Here is a 20,562-nt window from a genome sequence, read left to right as displayed (position 1 = left end):
CGCCATCTAATTTGATTATTATCTAATTAGATACTTATCGAAGGAGTTGGCGCATTTCATGCAGTTGGAGAAGCTTGTCTCGTTCCACAAAGCCCTGTCCGACCCCACCCGGCTGCGCATTTTGCGTCTCGTCTCCGAGAAGAGCTTAAGCGGCCAGGAATTAGCCGCTCGGCTCGGTGTGACGCCGCCCACGATCACCCATCACCTGGTCAAACTGAGGGAAGCGGGGCTGCTGCACGAGTGGCGAGACAAGAACACGGTGTATGTGTCGCTGAACCGGGAGATGCTGGGGTCCAAGACGAGGGGAACCCTGGCTTTCACCGCTCCGGCCCAGGAGGTAAAGGAGGAATCGGACATGGAACAGGCCGCCCACGAGAAGTTCAAGGAAAGCGTTTTGAAAAACTTTATCGCGAAAGACGGACGACTGAAGTCCATCCCCGCCCAGCTCAAGAAGAAGATCATCATTCTGGAATGGCTGGCGGAACAGTTCGAAATCGGACGAAGCTACCCGGAAAAAGAGGTCAATGAGATGATCAAGCAAGTCCACGACGATTTCGCAACGCTGCGGCGCGAGCTGATTATGCATCAGTTCATGTACCGGGAAAAAGAGGTCTACGAACGCAACCCCGTCGAGGTTTGGACGGACTGGCGCGAGCTTCATTAAAAAGCTTGCAGATAAGAGCTTACGGATGCTCATAAAACTGGCATGCTGGTTGGAAAAGACCCTTCCGCCGAAGTTTATGGTATGCGATCGGGGCGTCCGTGGAGCCCTTCTGCCTATCTAGTTTAGGAGGGCAGGCCACTTCCTGTGGCTTGTCTAGAAGAGGAGGGTGCGCTATGGTGATATGGGAAAAGGCAGACCCGGAGAGCGTCTCGCGCGAGCTCGCTCTGCGCAATTTGGATGCCTTCTACAACCGGGTGACGGAAGGCAAGGACATGATGACGCTTCAGGACATGGAGCTGGACCGGGAGGAAGGGCAGTCGTTTGGAGCTGAGCGGTTTCTTCTGCGACTTGAGGGCGAGGATGTGGGGATCTTCGACTACCTTTACCGAACGGGGGAAAAGCCCTGGATCGGCCTTCTGTTCATCGCTCCGGCACATCGGTCCAAGGGGCTTGCCCGGCTTGTGCTGGCTTCCTATTTCAGCCAATTTAGGGAGGGTGGCCACACCGTCTGCCGCCTTGCGGTTGTGGAAGGCAACGAGCCCGCGCATCGGTTTTGGCAGTCGCTCGGTTTCAACGCGGTGGCCAAAACCGTATCAAGCACGGGCAATGCCGTGGATGTATATGAGAGGATGATTGAGGATGACTTCATTTCGAGCCTTAACGGTGGACCAAACCGCTGACGGCTTCGTCCGCGCGATTCGCGAATGGGACACCGACCAACTGCCGGAGGGCGAGCTGCTGATCCGCGTCAGTCACTCCGGCATTAATTACAAGGACGGCCTGGCCGGGAAGGAGGACGGCAAGATCGTGAGCCGCTATCCCTTCATCCCCGGCATCGACTTGGCGGGGACGGTCGTCTCCTCCGAGGACGCCCGTTTCGCCCCTGGTGACGAGGTGCTCGTCACCGGCTACGGCCTCGGCGTCTCGCACTGGGGCGGCCTGGCCGGCTTCGCCCGTGTGCCCGCCGCCTGGGCAGTGCCGCTCCCGGCCGGGCTCACGCCTGCCGAGGCGATGGCCTACGGCACCGCCGGCCTCACCGCCGCGCTGTGCGTCGCCCGCCTCGTCGCTCACGGGCTCAAGCCCGCGGACGGGCCGGTGCTGGTCACCGGCGCGGGCGGCGGCGTAGGCAGCGCCGCGGTGGCGCTTCTGGCGCGGCTCGGCTACTCTGTCGCCGCAGCCACGGGCAAACCGGCGGCCCACGACTGGCTCCGCGAGCTGGGGGCCGCCGAGATTCTTCCGCGGGAAGAGGTCCTTCCCGCGAAGCCGCGCGCGCTCGCCCCGGAACGCTGGGCCGGCGCGGTTGATCCGGTGGGCGGGGCCGTGCTCGCCCACGTGATCGCCTCGCTGCGGTACGGCGGAGCCGTCGCCGCGTGCGGGCTTGCGGGCGGCGGGCAGCTTCCCGCCACCGTCTTTCCCTTCATCCTGCGCGGCGTAAGCCTCCTCGGCGTCGACTCCGTCGAATGCCCGATGGAGGAGCGCCACCGCTTGTGGAAGCTCCTCGCCTCCGACTGGAAGCCGGAGAAGCTCGGGCTCCTCTACCGCGAGATCGCGCTGGACGAGGTTCCGGGCGCGATGGATGCGATCCTGCGCGGCGAGGTGCAGGGACGGCTCGTCGTGGACATGAGCCGCTGACCGTTTCGGCAGCATAGCGTTTCGGCGGCAGCCATAGCAGCATGCCAGGAATGCTGGTCTCATAGGCAGCGGTAGCAGTAGTAGCTGCGCCAGGAATTGACGTCAGTTGATTGCCACGTAACGCCGGTCCCGCCCACCCAAGGCGGAAACTCCAAAGCAAAGAAGCGGTACCCAAAAGCCGAATGTCGGCTTGTGGGTACCGCTTCTTTTATGCTTCCTTTCTTCCTGCCAAACTCCGCTTATCGCGGGTAATACGAGTATCCCGGATACTTGACGACCGGCCACTTCTCCTTGCGCAGGGAATGCATCAGCTCCGGGGAGGCGTTCAGGTTGGACTGAACCAGCTCACGCGGGGTCAAGGCCATCCACTGATTGAGTGACACGTCCTCAAAGCGGCTCGCCTTGAACATCTCCAGAAACCAGAGCGTCTCGGTCCCGGTGTTCTGGACATAGTGGCCGGTAGCAAAGGGAACATACCCCACATCCCCGGCCCGGTAATCGAAGGTGCGCGCCGTTCCGTTGCCGGTGAAGACCGTCATGCGCCCCTGGCCCGTCAGGTAGTACTGCCATTCGTCGTTGTTCGGATGCCAGTGCAGCTCCCGCATACCGCCCGGGACAATCTCGACAAGCGCCGCCGCGATGGTCTTCGACGCCGGGAAGTTCGTGGAGTCTACAATCCGTACTGTGCCGCCGGGAATCCGCATCGGCTCCTGCGCGAGCAGGCGATGGGAGAAGCTCTCCGGCACGGTGCCGTATGGCGACTCTACCTTTTGCGAGGCCAAGGGGCCGGGAGGCGAGGAGGGGTAGATGTAGACCTGGCCGTTTGGAATGGAATCAAAGGCCGCAATGGGCACGCCAAAATTCGCAGACAGCACGTCGCGCGGCGTATGAGCGAACCAATCGGAGATCGACAAGGTGTTCAGATCGGAGAAGCTGCCGTCGTCGAACACGAGAAGAAACTCGCAGCCGTCCGCCAGTCCTTGAATCGAATGAGGAATTCCCGGAGGAAAATACCACAGGTCCCCGGGGCCGACATCCGCGATGAAATTCCGTCCGTTCTGATCCACCGCCGTGATGCGGGCATGGCCGAGCAGCATGTAGGACCATTCCGCCTGCTGGTGCCAGTGCAGCTCGCGCACCCCGCCCGGCGTCAAACTCATGTTCACGCCAGCGAGCGTCTTCGCGATGGGCAGCTCGCGGACGGTCACCTCGCGCGACCAGCCGCCCTGGTTGAGCTGCATGTGAGCGTCTGAGAAGGAGTACTTCAAGTTCGGGACCAACCCTGCATCCGTCACGGGAGGAACGAGCAGGTCGGGGTTCTCCCAATCCCGCAAAAGATCCCGCGGTCCGCGATCCACTCCGCCCGCCCCGTCGGGACGGATGGGCTGTGGAATGGCAGAGGGCGGGAACCCATAAGCTTCCGGTTTCACGTGAGTTCACCTCGTTTCACGCATTCCCCTTGAGCTTATGAGCATCCCGCCCTCGATATAACCGTGCCTATGGGTAAGGCCTTATCTCATTTCATACGTAACGCTCACTTGAGCGTTCACTTGCACTTCACCCGGCTGTACCGAGGTTGCCGCATCGCCGGCAGCCGTAGCTTGAGCCTTTTCCATCGCATAATAGTACGGGGTGCTGCTGTTCGCTTGCTCCGTCACGGAGAGAACCACGCCGAGGGTGCGCTTGGCAGCCTTGGCGATGGCAGCGGCTTTGACGTCGGCGTTGGCGACGGCCTTTTCCAGCACTTGAGCTTCCAGCTTCGAAGGATCTTCGACGGAGAAGGACGCATTGCCGATGTTGTTGGCACCCGCTGCCGTAACAGCATCCAGCAGGTTGCCGACCTTCGTCAGGTCACGGTACTTCACTTCAAGCGTGTGATAAGCGTTGTAGCCCTTGACTTGCTGGCCTTCCTTCTCGCTGTAGGTGTAGTTCGGCTGTACACTGAAGCGAGCCGTTTGAATGTCCTTTTCGGCTACTTTCCAGTCGTTCTTGAGCGCGTCGGTCACCTTTTGAATCTTGGCGGCGTTTGCCTTTTGCGCTTCAGCTGCCGTGGAGGCCGAGGTCTCTACGCCAATGTTCAGGTAGACGATGTCCGGCTTCACGGACAGCTCTCCTTTACCGGATACTTGGATCACGTTCTTTTGCGCCTCCTCGGCGAGAGCCTTCTGCGGTCCCTTCCACGCGCCCGACAATCCCATTCCCCCAAAAATCAATCCACTTGCCAGCACAATCGCACCGGTGGTTTTCATCCAAGCCTTCATGTGTGTCATCCTCCTTGAGATCAAGCTTATCGCTTTGTCTGTCCTCCTAGACGGACATTTTGGCAAAAGGTTGCAGGGGTTCGAGGATTTTTTATCCAACCTGTAACCCTCGCCTCCTGAAAAATGAAAAAACCGCCTCTCGGACGATCCTGTCCTAGGAGAGACGGCTGCATTTTATAGAGGGATTCCCACTCGACCCAGCATGAAATCACCTAGGAAGCGAGCCTGTGCTTATGGTTCATTTCTCGTGTTTATGTACCCTTTTATCGGTACTCACCGGGATAACCGAGGGCTTCTTCGGGACGGCGCAGCCGGTTCCATACGAGCGACACGGCATAGCCTGCGCCGAGCATCAGGAAGGCATACATCGGGTACGCATAGCGTGCCACCGGGATGAAGAGCAGTTGAATGCCGACGAGAAGGAGCAGGCCGACAGCAAGGAAACGCAGCGGGCGGTTGCGGAAGCTGAGCAGTGCGAGCCAACCGACCCACGCGAAGGCGAGGTGAATCGCGGTGAAGACATCGGCCAGCACGCCGGGCAGGGTGAGTCGAGGGGTCTTAAAGATGACCATAAATTTACCGACGGTGAACCAGCGAATCCACAGCCAGGGGTCCTCCTTCAAGCCTTCCTTAAGCCGCTTTATTCCCTCCTGGAATTGATCACCCTTCTGGGCTTCGTTCCAATCGATGGTTCCCTTGAAATACGGATCCGTTCCGGCGAGGAACGGGTTGCCCATGCCCCCCTTGGCGGTGAGCACAAACTCATTCAGCGTGACGAGGTTGCGAATCCACCACGGGAGCATGAGGAGAACGAACGCTCCGACCGCGACGAGAATCTCGCGCATGTACAAACGCCGGTCCCTCACCCACAGGAACAGGTAAGGCACCACAGCAAGCGGCAGCACCTGAGGACGGATGAGGACGGTCAGCGCAACGAGGAATCCTGCCGCGATATGATCGCGCAGCCGGTTTCGGGTGAGGATCTTCGCCTGCGCGAGCAGCATGCCGAGGAAGGCGGCAAGGAACAGCGTCTCCGTGGTCAACAGCTGCGGCGACCAGATGTAGGTCGGGTAAAAGGCGGCGATTGCAGCCGCAATGAGACCCGCCCGCGGGCTCCACAGCTCACGTCCGATGGCGAACAAAAGCAGCACGGAGGCGGCACCGAGAACGCACTGGAGGTATCGCACCGCATCTTGTGCGGCAGGCAGACGGTCGGCTCCATAGAGCTTCACGAACGAAGCTACGAAGAGCGGATAGCCGGGCGTTACCCGGGCATTGGGTTCTTCGGCGTTATAGGCATAGACGCCGGTCGTGACCAGGCGTACCGCCTGATCGGAGTAGTTCTTTTCATCGTGGGACAGCTTGGTGCTCTCGGAGGTTGCCACATAGCCGACGCGTAAGACAAGCGCGGCTGCAACCAGCAGGACAAGCAGGATCCCGTACAGCTTTTTCATGAAGGCTCTAGTCCTTTCCTGGAAAATGCAAGGGCACTTCCTCCAGAATAACAGACCGAAGCCGGATCGACCAGCACTTGGATGAAGCGGATAGGAGGATAGAGAATCGGGAGACTAGACGCTCTGCAACAGGTAAGACACTTCCCCGCTGCGCGAGTAGATCACATTCTTCGCACCTAGATGGCGGTAGATGGGACGCGGTACACCGCTCTGCGAGATGACGGTAATCGGCCCTTCCGTCCAGGAGCTGCACAGCTTGAGGTACCGGCAGGTGAGGTTGAGGCTGTCCTCAAACAGGAAGACCATGCGGGCCGGCTCGCCCACCCCATCGGGAAACCCGCTGTCCTTGGTATCCACCTGGATGAAGTCCTGAACGCCCAGCTTAGCCAAGCGCTCCCGTTGATCCGGGTGGTTGATGAGGACGGCAAAGGGTATTTTTTTGAATCGAAGCATGCGGATGAACTGTTCTCCTGCGGGACTTGGAGCAGAGACAAGCACTCTCTTCTGGCCGTCCTGGATGGTTTCCATAAAAAGCTTCCTCCCGGTGATCCGGTCCGCGTTCGCGCGGGCCCTGCGGATCTGAAATGCGTGTACGTGCAGTTCCGGCAAGCTTTTTGTATGCATAACAAAAAGAAGCCGGGGAAAGAGACTCCATCCCCACGGCTTCTTCCCAAGACACCCTCTTCGCGAGGATGGGATTCGCAGCGCAGAACAAATAAGCCCCTCTCGAGACGCTTGCGAGGTTAGCTGTCGGATTCGGGCGTGAGAGTCGCCCTACCTTTGGCGAAAAAGGCCAAAGGATTCACCCCTGTAGCGCGCATAGCGCACTGTTCGGTTCCCCCGCTCCCCTGAAGCGTGTGCGCGGACCGATGGGGTCAGAGACCCGGTCTGGTTTGCACCCGCTCTTACGGGAATTCAGCGTATGTCGTAATCACGACTCGTATCATACAGCGCCGCCGCTTCCTCTGTAAAGGCTCGCCGTTTGCAGCCGTTGGCGACAGCGACCGATCCAAGCGGCGAAAAACGCTTACTTCTCCGCCGCTCGTGTCCGCGCTCGCGCTAGGGCGCGTTTTCTCGCTATTTCACCAACTGTCCCCGCGTGACGCCGAGCTGATTGGTCGCCTTCAGCGCCTTCCATACCTTGGTTCCGCTGATTTTCCCTTCCAGCGCATCCCGGTATAGAGCCAGTACCTCGTGTACCTTCTCCGGTGTCTCTTCGAGGAACTCCACCCGGAAGCGGCGCAGCCCCAGGTCGAGGAACTGCGGCAGGTACTCCGCGCCAGATTGCTCGATGGCATTGTATACCGTGTTGCGGCAGCCTTCGTCCACCCGCACCGGATGGGACATGCCGATCCGGTCGCGCAGCGAGGCGCGTTGGCTCTCGCAGGGACGGCCGCAGTTGGTGTAGTTCGTTCCCTCGCTCATGAACGTGCAGTACACGCAGTGCTCGGTGTGATACATCGGCAGATGCTGGTGCAGCACGAGCTCCGCGCGCGACGTGTCGGTCTTCTCCAAAAGATCGATCATCTGCTGAATGTTCAGGTCATAGGATGGGGTGAAGAGGTCAAGCCCTGCCTCCAGGAAGAGCGCCGCCGTCCGGTGATTGGCGACATTCAGCGAGAAGTCGCCGATCAGCTCGGGGTGGCGGTCTTCCGGGTGAAGCTGCCGCTCGCGCATGAAGTAATAGAGCGCGCCCGTATTCCGCACCAGCACGGCGTCCGGCTGAAGCCGCAGGATGTGCTGGAAGAAGCCCGTCTCGCCGGGCATGTGAATGCGCGGCGTCACGAGCGCGATTCGCGCGCCCGCCGCCCGCACCGCTTCCACCGCGGCCGGGAACTGCTTGATGAACTCGAAGTCGGCGTAGAGGAACGTCGCTCCGGCTTCGAGGGCTGCATGCACCTGCGGCAGCGTGCGGCAGAGCACGGTCAGCTCTGGGGCAGCCGTCAGCTCATTCGGCCGAACGGGCGGCCGGTCGGCGGCAAGCCGTGCTTCCTGTTCTTCGCGGCTGCGAAGCGTGTAGCGAGGCGGCGCCTCGCGCAGCACCGTGAGCTGCTCCGCCGCCTCGCGGCGAAGGCGATTGAGCTCCTTCATGGGCACGATCAGGTCGTCCGTGAGGACGAGCTCGAGCTCCGTGAGCTCAAACAGCGTGCCGCCCAGGCGGCCGAACTGCTCGCGGAACAGCGCCTCGTCCATCGGGCGCTTCAGCGCCTGTTCCAAGAGCGCCTCCGAGTCCACCTGCACGGTATTGCGGGTTGCGAGATCGGTCCACCACGTCTTGAGCGGCTGACCGAGCACGCCCAGCACCTTCACCTTGACCGGGAAGGTCCGGTACGGCTTGTCCGTCTCGAACGTTTGGCGCAGCCGCTTGTCGAGATGCGGGTCGTTCGTCTTCCAGACGCGGTCGCCCACATTCACGCGAGTGAGCGCCACATCGTGGCGGCCCGGGATGATTTCGGCGAGCCCTCCGGGCACCTCGCCCTCGACCTTGACCCCGCGCTTGCGCAGGTCATAGACGCGGCCGCCCTCTTCCTTCTGCGTCGGGTCGCCCGCGTCGAAGACGATGCCGTCGCCGCGCTTCAGCGGCGCTTCGAGCTCGCAGAGCACGCCGTCCTTCAGCACTTCCTTGACGCGGCCGAGGTACACACCCCGGCTCTTCGGGAACGTGCCCTCGACGAGCGTCTTGTTGTTCGTCCCCTTCAGGAAGCCGGGGGTAAAGCCGCGCGAGAAGCTCTGCTGCAGCTCGCGCAGCTCCTCCTTCGACGGAGACGGGTCCTCCCCGGCAAAATACCGGTCGATGGCCGCACGATACTTCGCCGTCACATTCGCGACGTATTCCGGGCTCTTCATCCGTCCTTCGATCTTGAAGGACGTTACGCCCGCCTCGATCAGCTCCGGCACCAGCTCAATCGCCGCCAGGTCCTTCGGCGAGAGCAGGTAGGCGATATCGCCCATCGGCTGATGGACGCCGTCAACCATCAGGTCATACGGCAGGCGGCAAGCCTGCGCGCACTCTCCCCGGTTGGCCGAACGCCCGCCCCACATCTCCGAGGTGAGGCACTGGCCGGAATAGGAGACGCAGATTGCCCCGTGCACGAAAATCTCCATCGGCTGCTTGGCATGCTCTCCGATGGTGCGAATCTGCTTCAGGTTGTTCTCCCGTCCCAGTACGACCCGCTCGATGTTGTAAGCCTTGGTGAACTCGACCGCTTCCGGCGAGGTCATCGTCATCTGCGTCGAGCCATGGATCGGGAAATCCGGGGAGAGGTCCCGAATGAGCCGCACCATCCCGAGATCCTGCACGATGACGGCATCGACGCCCGCCTCGGTGCAAGCCTCGATCAGCTGGCGCGCTTGCTCCAGTTCATTTTCGAAGATCAAAATATTGACGGTGAGGAAGCCCTTCACGCCATAACGGTGCAGGAACGCCATAACCTCCGGCAGCTCCTCGGTCCGAAAGTTGTTCGCCCTTGCTCGCGCATTAAACTTTTCCACGCCAAAATAGACCGCATTCGCTCCGTTCGCTACCGCTGCGCGCAAGCAGTCCCAGTCTCCCGCGGGAGACAACAGCTCGATATCTTCCTTGCGTAACGTTCCCATGAATCCTCCTGTCAGCACCGCCTTCGATCCGGCCGTGCTCTTGTCTCTCTAGTGTACCGGAAACAGAGGGGCTTTTCCATCGCCGGCGTGAAGGGAATCACATCCTGCAGCGATTTTTTTCGGCCTATCCGCCAAAAACGGATATACTGCCCGGCCAGAAATGTGAGATAATTAACACCACATTTGATCGACAATCGGCGAAGAGGCTTGTAGAGGGAACCGGCTCGATTCGAATCGGGCGAAAGGATGAAGGCGCATGATTGGGTTCGTCATCAATCCCGTATCCGGCAATGGACGGGGGACCAAGGTTTGGCGGCAGGTGGAGAAGGAGCTGCGAAAGCGGGGCATTCCGCATGAAGCCCGCTTCACCGAAGGGGCAGGCGATGCGGAGCAGCTTGCTCGCGAAATGGCGAGGAGCGGAGTGTTTCGGACTATTGCTGCTGTGGGTGGAGACGGGACGGTGAACGAAGTCGTCACCGGCTTGATTTCTGCGGCGGGGGCAGGGGGGGCGTCGCTGGAAAAAGAGCTGCGGTGGACCGGAGCTCTTGTGGGCTGCTCGTTCAGTTATATCCCGGCCGGCTCCGGGAACGACTTTGCCCGCAGCCACGGCATCCCCGAGGAGCCGATCGCTGCGCTGAACGTATTGCTTGATGCGGCGTTTGGGGGCGCCTCCTTCGACATGGACCTCTTGCGACTGGGCGAGACCGTAGCCGCCAGCTCGATCAGCTGCGGCTTCGATGCGCAGGTGGCCATCACGACCAACCAAGCCTCCTACAAGCGCTGGCTGAACCTCATCGGGGCAGGCAAGCTCGCGTACGTCCTGTCGGTCCTTCGCGTTCTCTTCACTTACCGTCCCGCAGCTCTTACCCTCCGCGTCGATGGACGGGAGAGCCGCTTCGAGCGGGTATGGCTGGTTGCCGTGAGCAACCTTCCTTATTACGGGGGCGGCTTTCGCATCAATCCGTCTGCCAATGCCACGGATGGACTCGCTTCCGTGTGCGTCGCCTTCGGGCTGACCCGCTGGCAGCTGCTCCGCCTCTTCCCGCTCGTGCTCTCCGGTAAGCATGTCGGGCATCCGGCTGTGCGGTTTTTTGCTGGACAGAGGGTGGACCTCTTCCCGGAGAAGCCTTTGCCCGTTCAGGCCGATGGCGATCCGGTCCTCGAAGACCGGCTTAGCATCGAGGTGATTCCCGGGGTTCTGCCGGTGGCGGTCACGAAGCCTGCTGCAATTCGCATGGAGGCCAGGCCAGAACGGTCAATCGACGATGCAGCCTGTTAAAGTCGCGGAGATGGGAATGGACTTCGCGAAAGAACAGCAACAGAATCAACAGATAGAGCACCAGAAGACCGAGGCCTGCCAGCGCCTGAATCGGTCTTTTTGTCTTACCGTTGCGTCTGACTCTCCGGATATGACGTTTCTTGCGCTTGGACCCGTTTGCCTCTGACCATTCACTCTGAATCCGTACAAGCGACCTTCCCCATGAAGCAGAGATAGAACAAGCAAAGCCGTGTTTCCCTTCAATAGTTCCCGATCGTCCCTTCCATGTAAGCGCTCTTGTTTTGTCCGGCAATGTGGTATACTCATGCCAAACCTATCTTCTTGGAGGTGCATTATGAAACTGGGAGTATTCAATCCGCTCTTCAATCAGAAAACGTTCGAGGACATGCTCGACACGCTTGCCGCCAAAGGTCTGCAAGCCGTCGAAATCGGAACCGGGGGCTATCCCGGCAACAACCACTGCGACCTCGACGGGCTTCTCGCCGACGAATCGAAACGCAAGGCCTACCTGGAAGCGATCGCTTCCCGCGGCTTGATCATCAGCGCCCTCAGCTGCCACAGCAACCCGCTCCATCCGCAAAAGGCCATCGCCAAAGAAGCGGACGAGCTCATTCGCAAGACGATCGACCTCGCCCATCTGCTCGGAGTGCCGGTCGTGAACACCTTCTCCGGCTGTCCGGGGGATCATGAAGACGCCAAGTATCCGAACTGGCCGATCGCTCCCTGGCCGAATGACTTCCAGGAGATTCTCACCTGGCAGTGGGAAGTCAAGATTATCCCGTACTGGACGGAAATCGCAAAATACGCCTCCGAGCGCGGCATCAAGATCGGCCTGGAGCTGCACGGCGGCTTCTCCGTTCATACGCCGGCCACGCTGCTTCGCTTGAGAGCGGCCGCAGGCGACGCCATCGGCGCGAACCTGGACCCGAGCCACATGTGGTGGCAAGGCATCGATCCGGTTCAGGCCATCCTGATCCTGGGCAAAGCCGGAGCGATCCATCACTTCCATGCCAAGGACACGTCGCTTGACGTGAACAACATCAACCATCACGGCGTGACCGACATGCAGCCGTACACCCAAATGCTCGACCGCGCCTGGCAGTTCCGCACCGTCGGCTTCGGCCATGACATGAAGGTGTGGGCCGACATCATGAGCGCCCTTCGCCTCGTGGGCTACGACTATGTCGTCAGCATCGAGCATGAGGACGGCCTCATGTCCATCGACGAAGGCTTCTCCAAAGCTGTCGCCAACCTGCAGCAAGTGCTCATCACCGACCCGCTCGGGGACATGTGGTGGGTGTAAGCCGGTTGTAACCCTCACGAAAAAAACACCTTCCAGCTGTGCAGACGGGGAACTCCCCCTCTCCACTTCGCTCCCTTGCGAGAGCGCTGGAAGGTGTTTTTTTGCTTCCTCTATGAAGGCTACGTGTGCGAGCAGCTTCCGTCCAATTCCCTTGCCAACTGAACCAAACGCCGGGTTCCCTCCCGCAAAACCTCCTCACTCGCAAAGGAGTAGCTGAGGCGAAGCCATGCCTGCATTTCGCCAAGCGGGTCGCAGATATGCCCCGGAACGAAGGAGATCGACTCTTCCCGGGCGCGTCGGAACAGCGCGTCAACGGATACCGCCTGGGGGACCTTCACCCACAGGTTGAGCCCGCCTTGCGGCGGTGTCCATTCCCACCCGCTTCCAGCTAACTCCTCCTCCACGATCTCCTTGTGTACCTGGAGGGCAATGCGCAGCTTGCCCACATGCTGCTGCAGCCGCGAGGAGGTGTAATAGTGCAGGAAGATCTTCTGGTTCAACAGCGATGTGCCGCTATCAGCGAGGGACTTGGCAACGATGAGCCGCTCGACATGCGGCTCGCGGCAGGCTACGGCGCAGATACGGAGCCCAGGGGCGATGTATTTGCTGAAGCTGCTGATGTAGATCACCCAGCCCTCCGTATCGTACGCAAAGAACGGAGGAGGGGGCGCCTCCCCGAAGTACATGTCTCGGAAGGGATCATCCTCCACGAGCAGACAGCGATAGCGTTCCGCCAGCTCCACGATCCGCTTGCGCTGCCAAGCCGGAACGGTGGCCCCGGTCGGGTTCTGATGGGTCGGGTTTAAATAGAACAGGCGCGGTTTGTCGCGCTGCATCACATGCTCAAGCCGATCGAGGTCATACCCCTCCGCTGTGATTTCGATTGGGATGACCCGCACCCCCGCCCGACGAAAAAGGTCCAGTGCCACGCTATAGGTAGGGCGCTCCACCAGCACTGCATCCATGGGGCCGAGGAACGTTCCGATGATCAGGTTGATCGCTTGCTGGGAGCCGGAGGTGATGACAAGCTCCTCCGGGGCTAGCTGCAGCCGAAGCTTCTCCCGGAAGTGGCGGCTCAGCATCAGCCGCAGCTCCTCGTCTCCCTGGGCGGAAGAGTACGTGCCCATCACCTTCGGGTAGAGGTCGAACACCTTTTTCACATAATCAGACAAGTAGAGGTTTGGCAGCAGGTTGGGATCAATGAGTGCCTGCGAAAACTGATAGCGCGCCGGCAGCCGATGAATGTCCGACAGAGCATTCATATGCGAGTAGTCCGCAGCGATCTTTTTCTTACCGGAGTCAGCCTTCGCTTCTTGCGGATGATCGGGGGAAACATAGTAGCCGGATTTGTCTCGGACGTACACCTTGCCGCTGTCCGCCAGCTCGCGGCAGGCTTTGAATACGGTTAGGCGATGAACCTGCAGCTCGTCGGCTAGGGCGCGAATGGATGGCAGCTTGTCATGGGCCTTCCACTCCCCGCGCTCGATCCGATTCAACAGATACTCGCACACCTGGCGATACAAGGGAGCGCCCTCTTTCGCCTGACCTCGCTTGTTCATCTCCGTTCACCCCCATTGATCTTCCAGATTAGTCGCGCGCGGTTTCCTCTCTTCAGCATCACCGCTCGCTGGTCTGTTTCTTCTTTTGCCTTCTAGTGTACCGCAAGTTCGGTTTCTTCTGTTCTATTCTTTCGCATCTGTTCTGCGGGCATCCCGCTATGATGGACAAAAGCTTCTAGAGCTTACCGATCCATTATGCAAAGGGGTTGCTTGACCATGATCATGCTCGCGTATTCGCTCGTCTGCCTCATCTTCGGTACGACCTTCCTCGCCATCAAAGTCGGCGTAGACGCCGGTGCTCCGCCCTTCTTCTCGGCCGGCTTGCGGTTTTTTCTGGCGGGGCTGATTCTGTTTCTGTGGATGGTCGGCAAAGGGAAAGCCCGCTTTTCCCTGCTTCTCTGTAAGGAGATGCTCTTCACGGGGGCGATGCTGACCTTCGGCACCTTTTCCACCCTGTACTGGGCCGAGCAGCACATCTCCTCTGGGCTCGCTTCGGTGCTGTCCGCAACAGGACCCATCATGATTTTGCTCCTGCAGACCGCCCTGCTGCGGCTACGGGCTCCGCGCCGCGCCCTATGGGGCTGCCTGATCGGATTTGCCGGTGTGCTGCTGCTCGTCCTGCCCAGCCTCGCCTTTCGCCCCTCTCCGTTATGGTTCATCGGCTGTGCCGCCGTGCTGGTCGGAGAGTTCAGCTATGCAGCGGGCGCACTCTATTCCAAAAAGGTCATTACCGCTTTTTCCGAGACTTCGCCGATCGCCCTGAATGCCGTTCAAATGATGTACGGAGGCATTCTGCTATTCCTCTTATCTCTGGCTACCGAGTCCGTTCACCCGCAAGTCTTCTTGTCCTTCCAAACAGCGGGCTCGCTGCTATACCTGACGGTCGTCGGTTCCATGGTGGGGCATACCTTGTTCTACTGGCTGGTCGCCAAGACCAATCCCGTCTTCCCCTCCACTTGGCTCTACGTCTCGCCTCCCATCGCCGTTGGGGTTGGCTTTTTGCTCTACGGAGAGGTTGTGAGCGGGCTGACCTTGCTTGGCGTCTTCACAATTATCGCGGGGACGGTGCTCGTCAATGCAGATGCCCTGAAGCAGCTCCTTAGGAGGCCGCAATCCCGAAGAATTTAAATAACGTACACATGGCGTTAACGCGGGGCTGATCTTTCTTCGGTATGATGGGTATGCTGATCGTGTGACCCATGAGACTGCATCCCGAAGGGAGCCTGCCATGAAAAAGACCGCCAATCGCATCCTCCTCCTTGCCATGATCGGAGGAAGCCTGATTTTGTCGGCCTGGTCCGACCGTCAAGAAGCGGATCCCCGCGACAGCGCCGTCGTCTCTTTTTCTCCCGCGATTCACGTCGAGTCGGGGAAGGAGGCCGCTGATTCGCCGGAAGCTCTGCGTCAGCTGGCTTATACCCAAGCAGCGGCTGCGGCCGGCCGATCCCTGGACGGCTTGGAAGCACAGGAAGTTGATCCTAACTTCCCTATCGAAGCCCCAACCTTCCCGGCCCCTTCTGTCACCTCCCCACCCGAAGAAAGCCCTACTCCCACCCCGTAACAGAGTTGGGTTTGGTCTATCCGATTGATCGATTCTCCACTATCCCATCCTGCGTTCTCCGGCTTGCCGGGGGCGCTTTTTTTGATGGTTCTTTTTTATGCCTGGGGGATTATGCTCGACTTGCTTCACCCGTATAAGCGGCCGCTTTCCACCCCATCAGGAAGTGTTATGCCCGCCGCCGTTTACGCCATCCCCCCGCTGTGATACGATGCACTTAATCTTAGTCTGTCAGTCGGAATTTCACGATCAGAAGGGGAGTTGGACATGGCCTACGAGGCGATATGGGCGGCAGACCCGTCCAAGCTGAACAAGGTGGAGCTACTTAAGCTGGAAAAGGATGGGCTCGATGTCATCCGCACCATCATCGAAACCTACGCCAAGAGCGGCTATGACTCGATTCCCGAAGAGGATCGCAACCGGTTCAAGTGGGCCGGGGTCTACGAGCAAAAACCCAAGGACGGCCACTTCATGATGCGCGTGCGCATCAACGGGGGGCGCATGACGAGTCCTCAAGCGAAGGCGCTCGCTTCCATTGCGCAGGATTACGGGCGCGGGCTCGTTGATGTCACCACCCGGCAAGCGATTCAGTTCCATTGGCTGACCGTGGAACAGCTGCCCGACATCTTTAAACGGCTGGAGAGCGTCGGGCTGTATTCATTCGAAGCGTGCGGCGACTGCCCGCGCACCATTGTCGGGAACCCGCTGGCGGGCATCGACCAGGATGAGCTGCTCGACACCACCCCGCTGGTGGAGGAGGTCAATGACTTCTTCCTGCTGAATCGGGATTTCTCCAACCTGCCGCGCAAATACAAAATGTCCATCTCCGGCAGCATCTACAATACCGCGCATGCGGAGATCAACGACCTTGCCTTCACCCCCGCCGTGAAGGAGATCGACGGCCGGGAGGTCATCGGCTTCCACGTTCACGTGGGCGGCGGCTTGTCCGCCAAGCCTTATCTGGCGAAGAAGCTGGACCTGTTTGTGCGGCCCGAGGAGGTGCTGAAGATCGCGGTCGGCGTGGCTACGCTGTTCCGGGATCACGGCTATCGCGAAAAGCGCCACCATGCCCGCCTGAAGTTCCTCATTGCCGACTGGGGACCGGAGCGGTTTCAGGAGGAACTGCTCCACCTGACTGGCCCGCTCCCCGAGCAGGGAGTCGACAAGGTCGTCGGTTGGAACGGTGCCTACTTTGACGGCGTTCACCCGCAGAAGCAGACCGGCCTCCACTACGTCGGGTTAAACATTCCTGTCGGCCGTCTCGATGCCGATGAGCTTCATGAACTCGCTCGATTGGCAGAAGAGTACGGAGACGGCGAGCTGCGCACCACGATGTCGCAGAACATTCTGCTCACCGGCGTCCCTGCGGATCGGGTGGAAGCCCTGCTGGGAGAACGTGTTCTGGAGCGTCTCACTCCGTTCCCGAAGCGCTTTATGAGCCGCACCGTCTCCTGCACCGGCAACGAGTTCTGCAACCTCGCCATCGTCGAAACGAAGGAGCGCGCCCGCCGCGTCGCCTCTTATCTGGATGAAAAGGTGTCGCTGAATGAGGACATTCGCGTCCACTTCGTCGGCTGCCCGAATAACTGCGGGCAGAAGTATATTGCCGACATCGGCCTGCAGGGTTCACTCGTAAAAACCGCGGCCGGCATGGTAGACGCCTTCGACATCTCCATAGGCGGAATCCTCGGCCCGAATGCCCAGCTCGTGACACCCTTGAAGGGGCGCGTTAAGGGAGACGATGTCGGCCCCGTGCTGGAGCAGCTGATCGGCTTCTACCAAGCGGAGCGCGAGGCTGACGAGAGCTTCCACCGCTTCGTCCATCGGGTAGGGGCTCCCGCGTTCCAGGAGCGGTTGACCGCCGCCCTCTCTCCAGTCCCCGCTCGGGAGTAAGGAAGAGCAGCGTTTTCCGAGGGAAGGATAGCGCGAAAAGGCCGAGGTTAACAGGATAGTGACGAGGTCAATACGATAATGCTGAGGTTGGCACGAGCGTGCCGTTCCTTATGGGCGCTCGGCCGCCTGTCCTCGTCCGCGCACCCACCTGCCTTTTCCGGGCACTCGCTTACCTTCCTCCTCGTACCCAACTGCCTTCTTCCGCGCACCCACCTACCAGCAAAACAAAAGCGGTTCCCCCAGAGAGAGGGGAACCGCTTTTTCTATGCCCGCCGGGGGCGAGTCTTCACCTGTTAAGCAAGGGCGTCATTGCGTTCCTCTTCCAGCTCAGCGGTATCATCCGAGGCGGCTTTCTTCCCTTTGCCCGCCTTCTTTCCTTTGCCGGAGGCTTCCGGCTTCACGCCGTAGAGCTCCTCCGTACGCTTCCGGTCCCGCTCCAAAATCGGCTTCAAATACCGACCGGTATAAGAGTCCGGTACCGCGCAAATCTGCTCGGGAGTACCGGTGGCGACGATGGTGCCGCCCCGGTGTCCCCCCTCGGGGCCGAGATCGATGAGGTAATCAGCGGTCTTGATGACATCGAGGTTATGCTCGATGACCAGCACCGTCTCCCCGCTGTCGACAAGGCGCTGCAGTACCACGAGCAGCCGGTCGATGTCATCGACATGCAGGCCGGTCGTCGGCTCGTCCAGGATGTAGAAGGACTTGCCGGTATTGCGGCGGTACAGCTCAGCCGCGAGTTTCACCCGCTGAGCTTCGCCGCCCGACATCGTCGTCGCCGGTTGGCCCAGCTTCATGTAACCGAGGCCGACATCGAGAAGCGTCTTCACCTTGCGGTGAATGCGCGGGATGTTCTCGAAGAAGTGGGTCGCGTCCTCGATGGTCATGTCGAGGATCTCTGCGATGCTCTTGCCCTTGTAATGAATCTCCAGTGTCTCGCGGTTATAGCGCTTGCCCTTGCAGACTTCGCAAGGCACATAGACGTCCGGCAGGAAGTGCATCTCGATCTTGATGATGCCGTCCCCCTTACACGCTTCGCAGCGGCCGCCCTTGACGTTGAAGCTGAACCGGCCCTTCTTGTACCCGCGGATTTTGGCCTCCGTGGTGGTTGAGAACAGATCGCGAATGTCATCAAACACGCCCGTATACGTCGCCGGGTTGGAGCGCGGCGTGCGCCCGATCGGCGATTGGTCGATGTCGATGACCTTCTCGATGTGCTCCAGGCCGAGCATCTCCTTGTACTGGCCAGGGCGCACCTTCGCCCGATTGAGGTCACGAGCGAGCGTCTTGTACAGAATTTCGTTGACCAGCGTACTCTTGCCGGAGCCGGACACCCCGGTCACGCAGGCAAAGACGCCGAGCGGAATCTTCACGTTGAGGTTCTTCAGGTTGTTTTCCTTGGCCCCTCGGATCTCCAGCCATTCCTCTCGCGGCTTCCGCCTTGCGGTCGGAACGGGAATCAGCTTCTTCCCGCTCAAGTATTGGCCGGTGATTGAGTCCGGGTTCTCCATGATCTCCTGCGGCGTTCCTTGCGCGATCACATTCCCGCCATGAATCCCCGCTCCCGGGCCGATGTCGATGATGTAATCGGCGGCAAGCATCGTGTCCTCGTCATGCTCGACGACGATGAGCGTGTTGCCCAGGTCGCGCATGCGTTTGAGCGTGCCGATCAGGCGATCGTTATCCCGTTGATGCAGCCCGATGCTCGGTTCGTCCAGGATATAGAGCACGCCCATGAGGCTGGAGCCTACTTGAGTGGCAAGGCGAATACGCTGGGCTTCCCCGCCGGAGAGTGTACCTGCGGCGCGGCTCATCGTCAGGTAATCGAGCCCGACGTTCACAAGGAACCCGAGCCTTTCCTTGATTTCTTTCAGGATGAGATTGGCAATCGCCTTTTCCTTGTCGGTCAAGGTGAGGGCATCGAAGAACTGGTGAGCATCCCCTACTGCAAGATCCGTGACATGGGCGATGTTGTGCTCGCCTACGGTGACGGCGAGAATTTCCGGCTTCAGCCGCTTGCCCTTGCACTTCTCACAGGGCTTGCCGGACATGTAAGCTTCGATATACTCTCGAATCCCGTCAGAGCCGGTATCCCGATACCTCCGCTCCAGGTTGTTTACGATGCCTTCAAAAGAAACCCATGCTTCCCGAGACTGCCCAAAGTCATTCTCATAGCGGAAATGAATCTTCTCTTCCCCCGTGCCGTAGAGCAGCTTGTTCATCTGCTCCGGGCTGAACTCGGAGACCGGGAGATCCAGGGGAATCCCGAAGTGCTTGCACACGGCAGCCAGAAACTGCGGGTAGTAGGTCGAAACGCCGCCGGCCCAGGCTTCGAAGGCTCCTTGCTCGATGGACTTGCCGCTGTCGGGAATGAGCAGGTCCGGATCTACGATCATTTTACTGCCAAGTCCGTCGCAATCCGGGCAAGCCCCAAAGGGGCTGTTGAACGAAAACATCCGGGGAGAAAGCTCGTCCATGCTGAACCCGCAGATCGGGCAGGCCAGGTTTTGGCTGAACAGCAGCTCCTCGTGATCCATCACATCGACCAGCACCCGGCCCTCGGCCAGCTTGAGGGCGGTCTCCAGCGAGTCGGCCAGACGCGTGGCCACATCCTCTTTGACGACGATCCGGTCGACGACAACCTCGATGGTATGTTTTTTGTTCTTTTCCAGCTCAATCGTTTCGGACAGCTCACGCAGCTCGCCGTTGATCCGCACGCGCACGTACCCCTGCTTACGAATGTCCTCCAACAGCTTCACATGCTCGCCCTTGCGGCCGGAAACAAGCGGAGCCATGATCTGCAGCCGTGTCCGTTCCGGGTACTCCAAGATGCGGTCCACCATCTGCTCCACGGTCTGAGAGGTAATCTCGATGCCGTGAGTCGGGCAGTGGGGGTGGCCGATCCGCGCAAACAAAAGCCGCAGGTAGTCATAAATCTCGGTCACGGTCCCGACGGTGGAGCGGGGGTTGCGGCTCGTCGTCTTCTGGTCGATCGAGATCGCCGGGGAGAGCCCTTCGATGGAATCCACGTCCGGTTTGTCCATCTGCCCGAGGAATTGACGGGCATAGGCGGAGAGCGACTCCACGTAACGGCGCTGCCCTTCCGCATAGATCGTATCGAAAGCTAGCGACGATTTGCCGGAGCCGCTGAGTCCGGTCAGCACGACGAACTTGTCCCGGGGGATGGTGACGTCAATGTTCTTCAGGTTGTGGGCCCGGGCCCCTTTGATCACAATATTGTCGATGGCCACTCTCTCACGTCCTCTTTATCTGAATAAGCCCTGTTCGCGGCAGTGTTGCCCCTATCCGGCACACATCCGCGCTTGGCGTTAAGCACGATGCAAGGACAGGGATCGCTCCCT

General features: G+C 59.9%; 15 protein-coding genes and 1 riboswitch. Of the genes, 8 read left to right on the top strand and 7 right to left on the bottom strand.

Annotation, left to right across the window (positions count from 1 at the left end):
- Nucleotides 1-58 precede the first annotated feature (58 nt).
- The 3 genes from AAFN83_RS18085 (at nucleotide 59) to AAFN83_RS18075 (ending at nucleotide 2,296) form a co-directional block, all read left to right on the top strand.
- Nucleotides 59-664, top strand: coding sequence for a DUF2087 domain-containing protein (locus AAFN83_RS18085; RefSeq protein ID WP_347771921.1), 606 nt, complete (start codon nucleotides 59-61; stop codon nucleotides 662-664).
- Between the two features lie 173 nt (nucleotides 665-837).
- Nucleotides 838-1,344, top strand: coding sequence for a GNAT family N-acetyltransferase (locus AAFN83_RS18080; RefSeq protein ID WP_347771919.1), 507 nt, complete (start codon nucleotides 838-840; stop codon nucleotides 1,342-1,344).
- A complete protein-coding gene (locus tag AAFN83_RS18075) occupies nucleotides 1,304-2,296 on the top strand; it encodes an oxidoreductase (RefSeq protein ID WP_347771917.1) in 993 nt (330 codons plus the stop codon). The genes AAFN83_RS18080 and AAFN83_RS18075 overlap by 41 nt, the downstream gene beginning before the upstream one ends.
- A 239-nt stretch (nucleotides 2,297-2,535) precedes the next feature.
- On the opposite strand, the gene AAFN83_RS18070 is transcribed toward AAFN83_RS18075, so the two are convergent.
- The 5 genes from AAFN83_RS18070 to AAFN83_RS18050 all read right to left on the bottom strand — a co-directional run bounded on the left by AAFN83_RS18070 (nucleotide 2,536) and on the right by AAFN83_RS18050 (nucleotide 9,608).
- A complete protein-coding gene (locus AAFN83_RS18070) occupies nucleotides 2,536-3,726 on the bottom strand; it encodes an oxalate decarboxylase family bicupin (RefSeq protein ID WP_347771915.1) in 1,191 nt (396 codons plus the stop codon).
- An 81-nt stretch (nucleotides 3,727-3,807) separates the two neighbouring features.
- Nucleotides 3,808-4,557 carry an SIMPL domain-containing protein gene (locus AAFN83_RS18065; RefSeq protein ID WP_347771913.1) on the bottom strand — a complete coding sequence of 250 codons (750 nt, stop codon included), beginning with the start codon at nucleotides 4,555-4,557 and terminating at the stop codon, nucleotides 3,808-3,810.
- A 263-nt stretch (nucleotides 4,558-4,820) separates the two neighbouring features.
- Nucleotides 4,821-6,011, bottom strand: a complete 1,191-nt coding sequence (locus AAFN83_RS18060; RefSeq protein ID WP_347771911.1) for a glycosyltransferase family 39 protein — start codon at nucleotides 6,009-6,011, stop codon at nucleotides 4,821-4,823.
- A 114-nt stretch (nucleotides 6,012-6,125) separates the two neighbouring features.
- Nucleotides 6,126-6,539: a hypothetical protein gene (locus tag AAFN83_RS18055; protein WP_347771909.1), complete on the bottom strand. Its 414-nt coding sequence runs from the start codon at nucleotides 6,537-6,539 to the stop codon at nucleotides 6,126-6,128.
- A gap of 188 nt (nucleotides 6,540-6,727) precedes the next feature.
- A riboswitch (cyclic di-AMP (ydaO/yuaA leader) is annotated at nucleotides 6,728-6,877 on the bottom strand.
- Between the two features lie 211 nt (nucleotides 6,878-7,088).
- Nucleotides 7,089-9,608, bottom strand: coding sequence for a U32 family peptidase (locus AAFN83_RS18050; RefSeq protein WP_347771907.1), 2,520 nt, complete (start codon nucleotides 9,606-9,608; stop codon nucleotides 7,089-7,091).
- A gap of 256 nt (nucleotides 9,609-9,864) precedes the next feature.
- Between AAFN83_RS18050 and AAFN83_RS18045 the strand changes: the two genes are divergently transcribed.
- The gene (locus AAFN83_RS18045; protein ID WP_347771905.1) at nucleotides 9,865-10,887 is read left to right on the top strand and encodes a diacylglycerol/lipid kinase family protein; all 1,023 of its coding nucleotides are present in this window, start codon (nucleotides 9,865-9,867) and stop codon (nucleotides 10,885-10,887) included.
- Between the two features lie 334 nt (nucleotides 10,888-11,221).
- Nucleotides 11,222-12,190 (top strand): sugar phosphate isomerase/epimerase family protein, encoded by a 969-nt coding sequence (locus AAFN83_RS18040; RefSeq protein WP_347771903.1) that lies wholly within the window; start codon nucleotides 11,222-11,224, stop codon nucleotides 12,188-12,190.
- A 119-nt stretch (nucleotides 12,191-12,309) separates the two neighbouring features.
- On the opposite strand, the gene AAFN83_RS18035 is transcribed toward AAFN83_RS18040, so the two are convergent.
- A complete protein-coding gene (locus AAFN83_RS18035) occupies nucleotides 12,310-13,749 on the bottom strand; it encodes an aminotransferase-like domain-containing protein (protein WP_347771901.1) in 1,440 nt (479 codons plus the stop codon).
- Nucleotides 13,750-13,965: 216 nt separating this feature from the next.
- Here AAFN83_RS18035 and AAFN83_RS18030 point away from each other — a divergent pair, with 216 nt between their 5' ends.
- The 3 genes from AAFN83_RS18030 to AAFN83_RS18020 all read left to right on the top strand — a co-directional run bounded on the left by AAFN83_RS18030 (nucleotide 13,966) and on the right by AAFN83_RS18020 (nucleotide 17,200).
- Nucleotides 13,966-14,877 (top strand): DMT family transporter, encoded by a 912-nt coding sequence (locus tag AAFN83_RS18030; protein WP_347771899.1) that lies wholly within the window; start codon nucleotides 13,966-13,968, stop codon nucleotides 14,875-14,877.
- A gap of 100 nt (nucleotides 14,878-14,977) precedes the next feature.
- Complete coding sequence (locus tag AAFN83_RS18025; protein WP_347771897.1) at nucleotides 14,978-15,310, top strand: hypothetical protein; 333 nt, start codon at nucleotides 14,978-14,980, stop codon at nucleotides 15,308-15,310.
- Between the two features lie 264 nt (nucleotides 15,311-15,574).
- Nucleotides 15,575-17,200 carry a nitrite/sulfite reductase gene (locus tag AAFN83_RS18020; RefSeq protein ID WP_347771895.1) on the top strand — a complete coding sequence of 542 codons (1,626 nt, stop codon included), beginning with the start codon at nucleotides 15,575-15,577 and terminating at the stop codon, nucleotides 17,198-17,200.
- Between the two features lie 293 nt (nucleotides 17,201-17,493).
- On the opposite strand, the gene uvrA is transcribed toward AAFN83_RS18020, so the two are convergent.
- A complete protein-coding gene (gene uvrA, locus AAFN83_RS18015) occupies nucleotides 17,494-20,451 on the bottom strand; it encodes an excinuclease ABC subunit UvrA (RefSeq protein WP_481810521.1) in 2,958 nt (985 codons plus the stop codon).
- Nucleotides 20,452-20,562 lie beyond the last annotated feature (111 nt).

Source organism: Gorillibacterium sp. CAU 1737 (genome assembly GCF_039888655.1).
GTDB lineage: Bacteria > Bacillota > Bacilli > Paenibacillales > NBRC-103111 > Gorillibacterium.
Note: the sequence above shows the minus strand (reverse complement) of the source record. Positions and strands in the feature narration are given on the sequence as shown.

Coding starts and splice junctions, on each gene's coding strand:
- AAFN83_RS18085 (WP_347771921.1), top strand. CDS start 59: ATGCAGTTGGAGAAGCTTGTCTCGTTCCACAAAGCCCTGTCCGACCCC.
- AAFN83_RS18080 (WP_347771919.1), top strand. CDS start 838: ATGGTGATATGGGAAAAGGCAGACCCGGAGAGCGTCTCGCGCGAGCTC.
- AAFN83_RS18075 (WP_347771917.1), top strand. CDS start 1,304: ATGACTTCATTTCGAGCCTTAACGGTGGACCAAACCGCTGACGGCTTC.
- AAFN83_RS18065 (WP_347771913.1), bottom strand. CDS start 4,557: ATGAAGGCTTGGATGAAAACCACCGGTGCGATTGTGCTGGCAAGTGGA.
- AAFN83_RS18060 (WP_347771911.1), bottom strand. CDS start 6,011: ATGAAAAAGCTGTACGGGATCCTGCTTGTCCTGCTGGTTGCAGCCGCG.
- AAFN83_RS18055 (WP_347771909.1), bottom strand. CDS start 6,539: ATGGAAACCATCCAGGACGGCCAGAAGAGAGTGCTTGTCTCTGCTCCA.
- AAFN83_RS18050 (WP_347771907.1), bottom strand. CDS start 9,608: ATGGGAACGTTACGCAAGGAAGATATCGAGCTGTTGTCTCCCGCGGGA.
- AAFN83_RS18045 (WP_347771905.1), top strand. CDS start 9,865: ATGATTGGGTTCGTCATCAATCCCGTATCCGGCAATGGACGGGGGACC.
- AAFN83_RS18040 (WP_347771903.1), top strand. CDS start 11,222: ATGAAACTGGGAGTATTCAATCCGCTCTTCAATCAGAAAACGTTCGAG.
- AAFN83_RS18035 (WP_347771901.1), bottom strand. CDS start 13,749: ATGAACAAGCGAGGTCAGGCGAAAGAGGGCGCTCCCTTGTATCGCCAG.
- AAFN83_RS18030 (WP_347771899.1), top strand. CDS start 13,966: ATGATCATGCTCGCGTATTCGCTCGTCTGCCTCATCTTCGGTACGACC.
- AAFN83_RS18025 (WP_347771897.1), top strand. CDS start 14,978: ATGAAAAAGACCGCCAATCGCATCCTCCTCCTTGCCATGATCGGAGGA.
- AAFN83_RS18020 (WP_347771895.1), top strand. CDS start 15,575: ATGGCCTACGAGGCGATATGGGCGGCAGACCCGTCCAAGCTGAACAAG.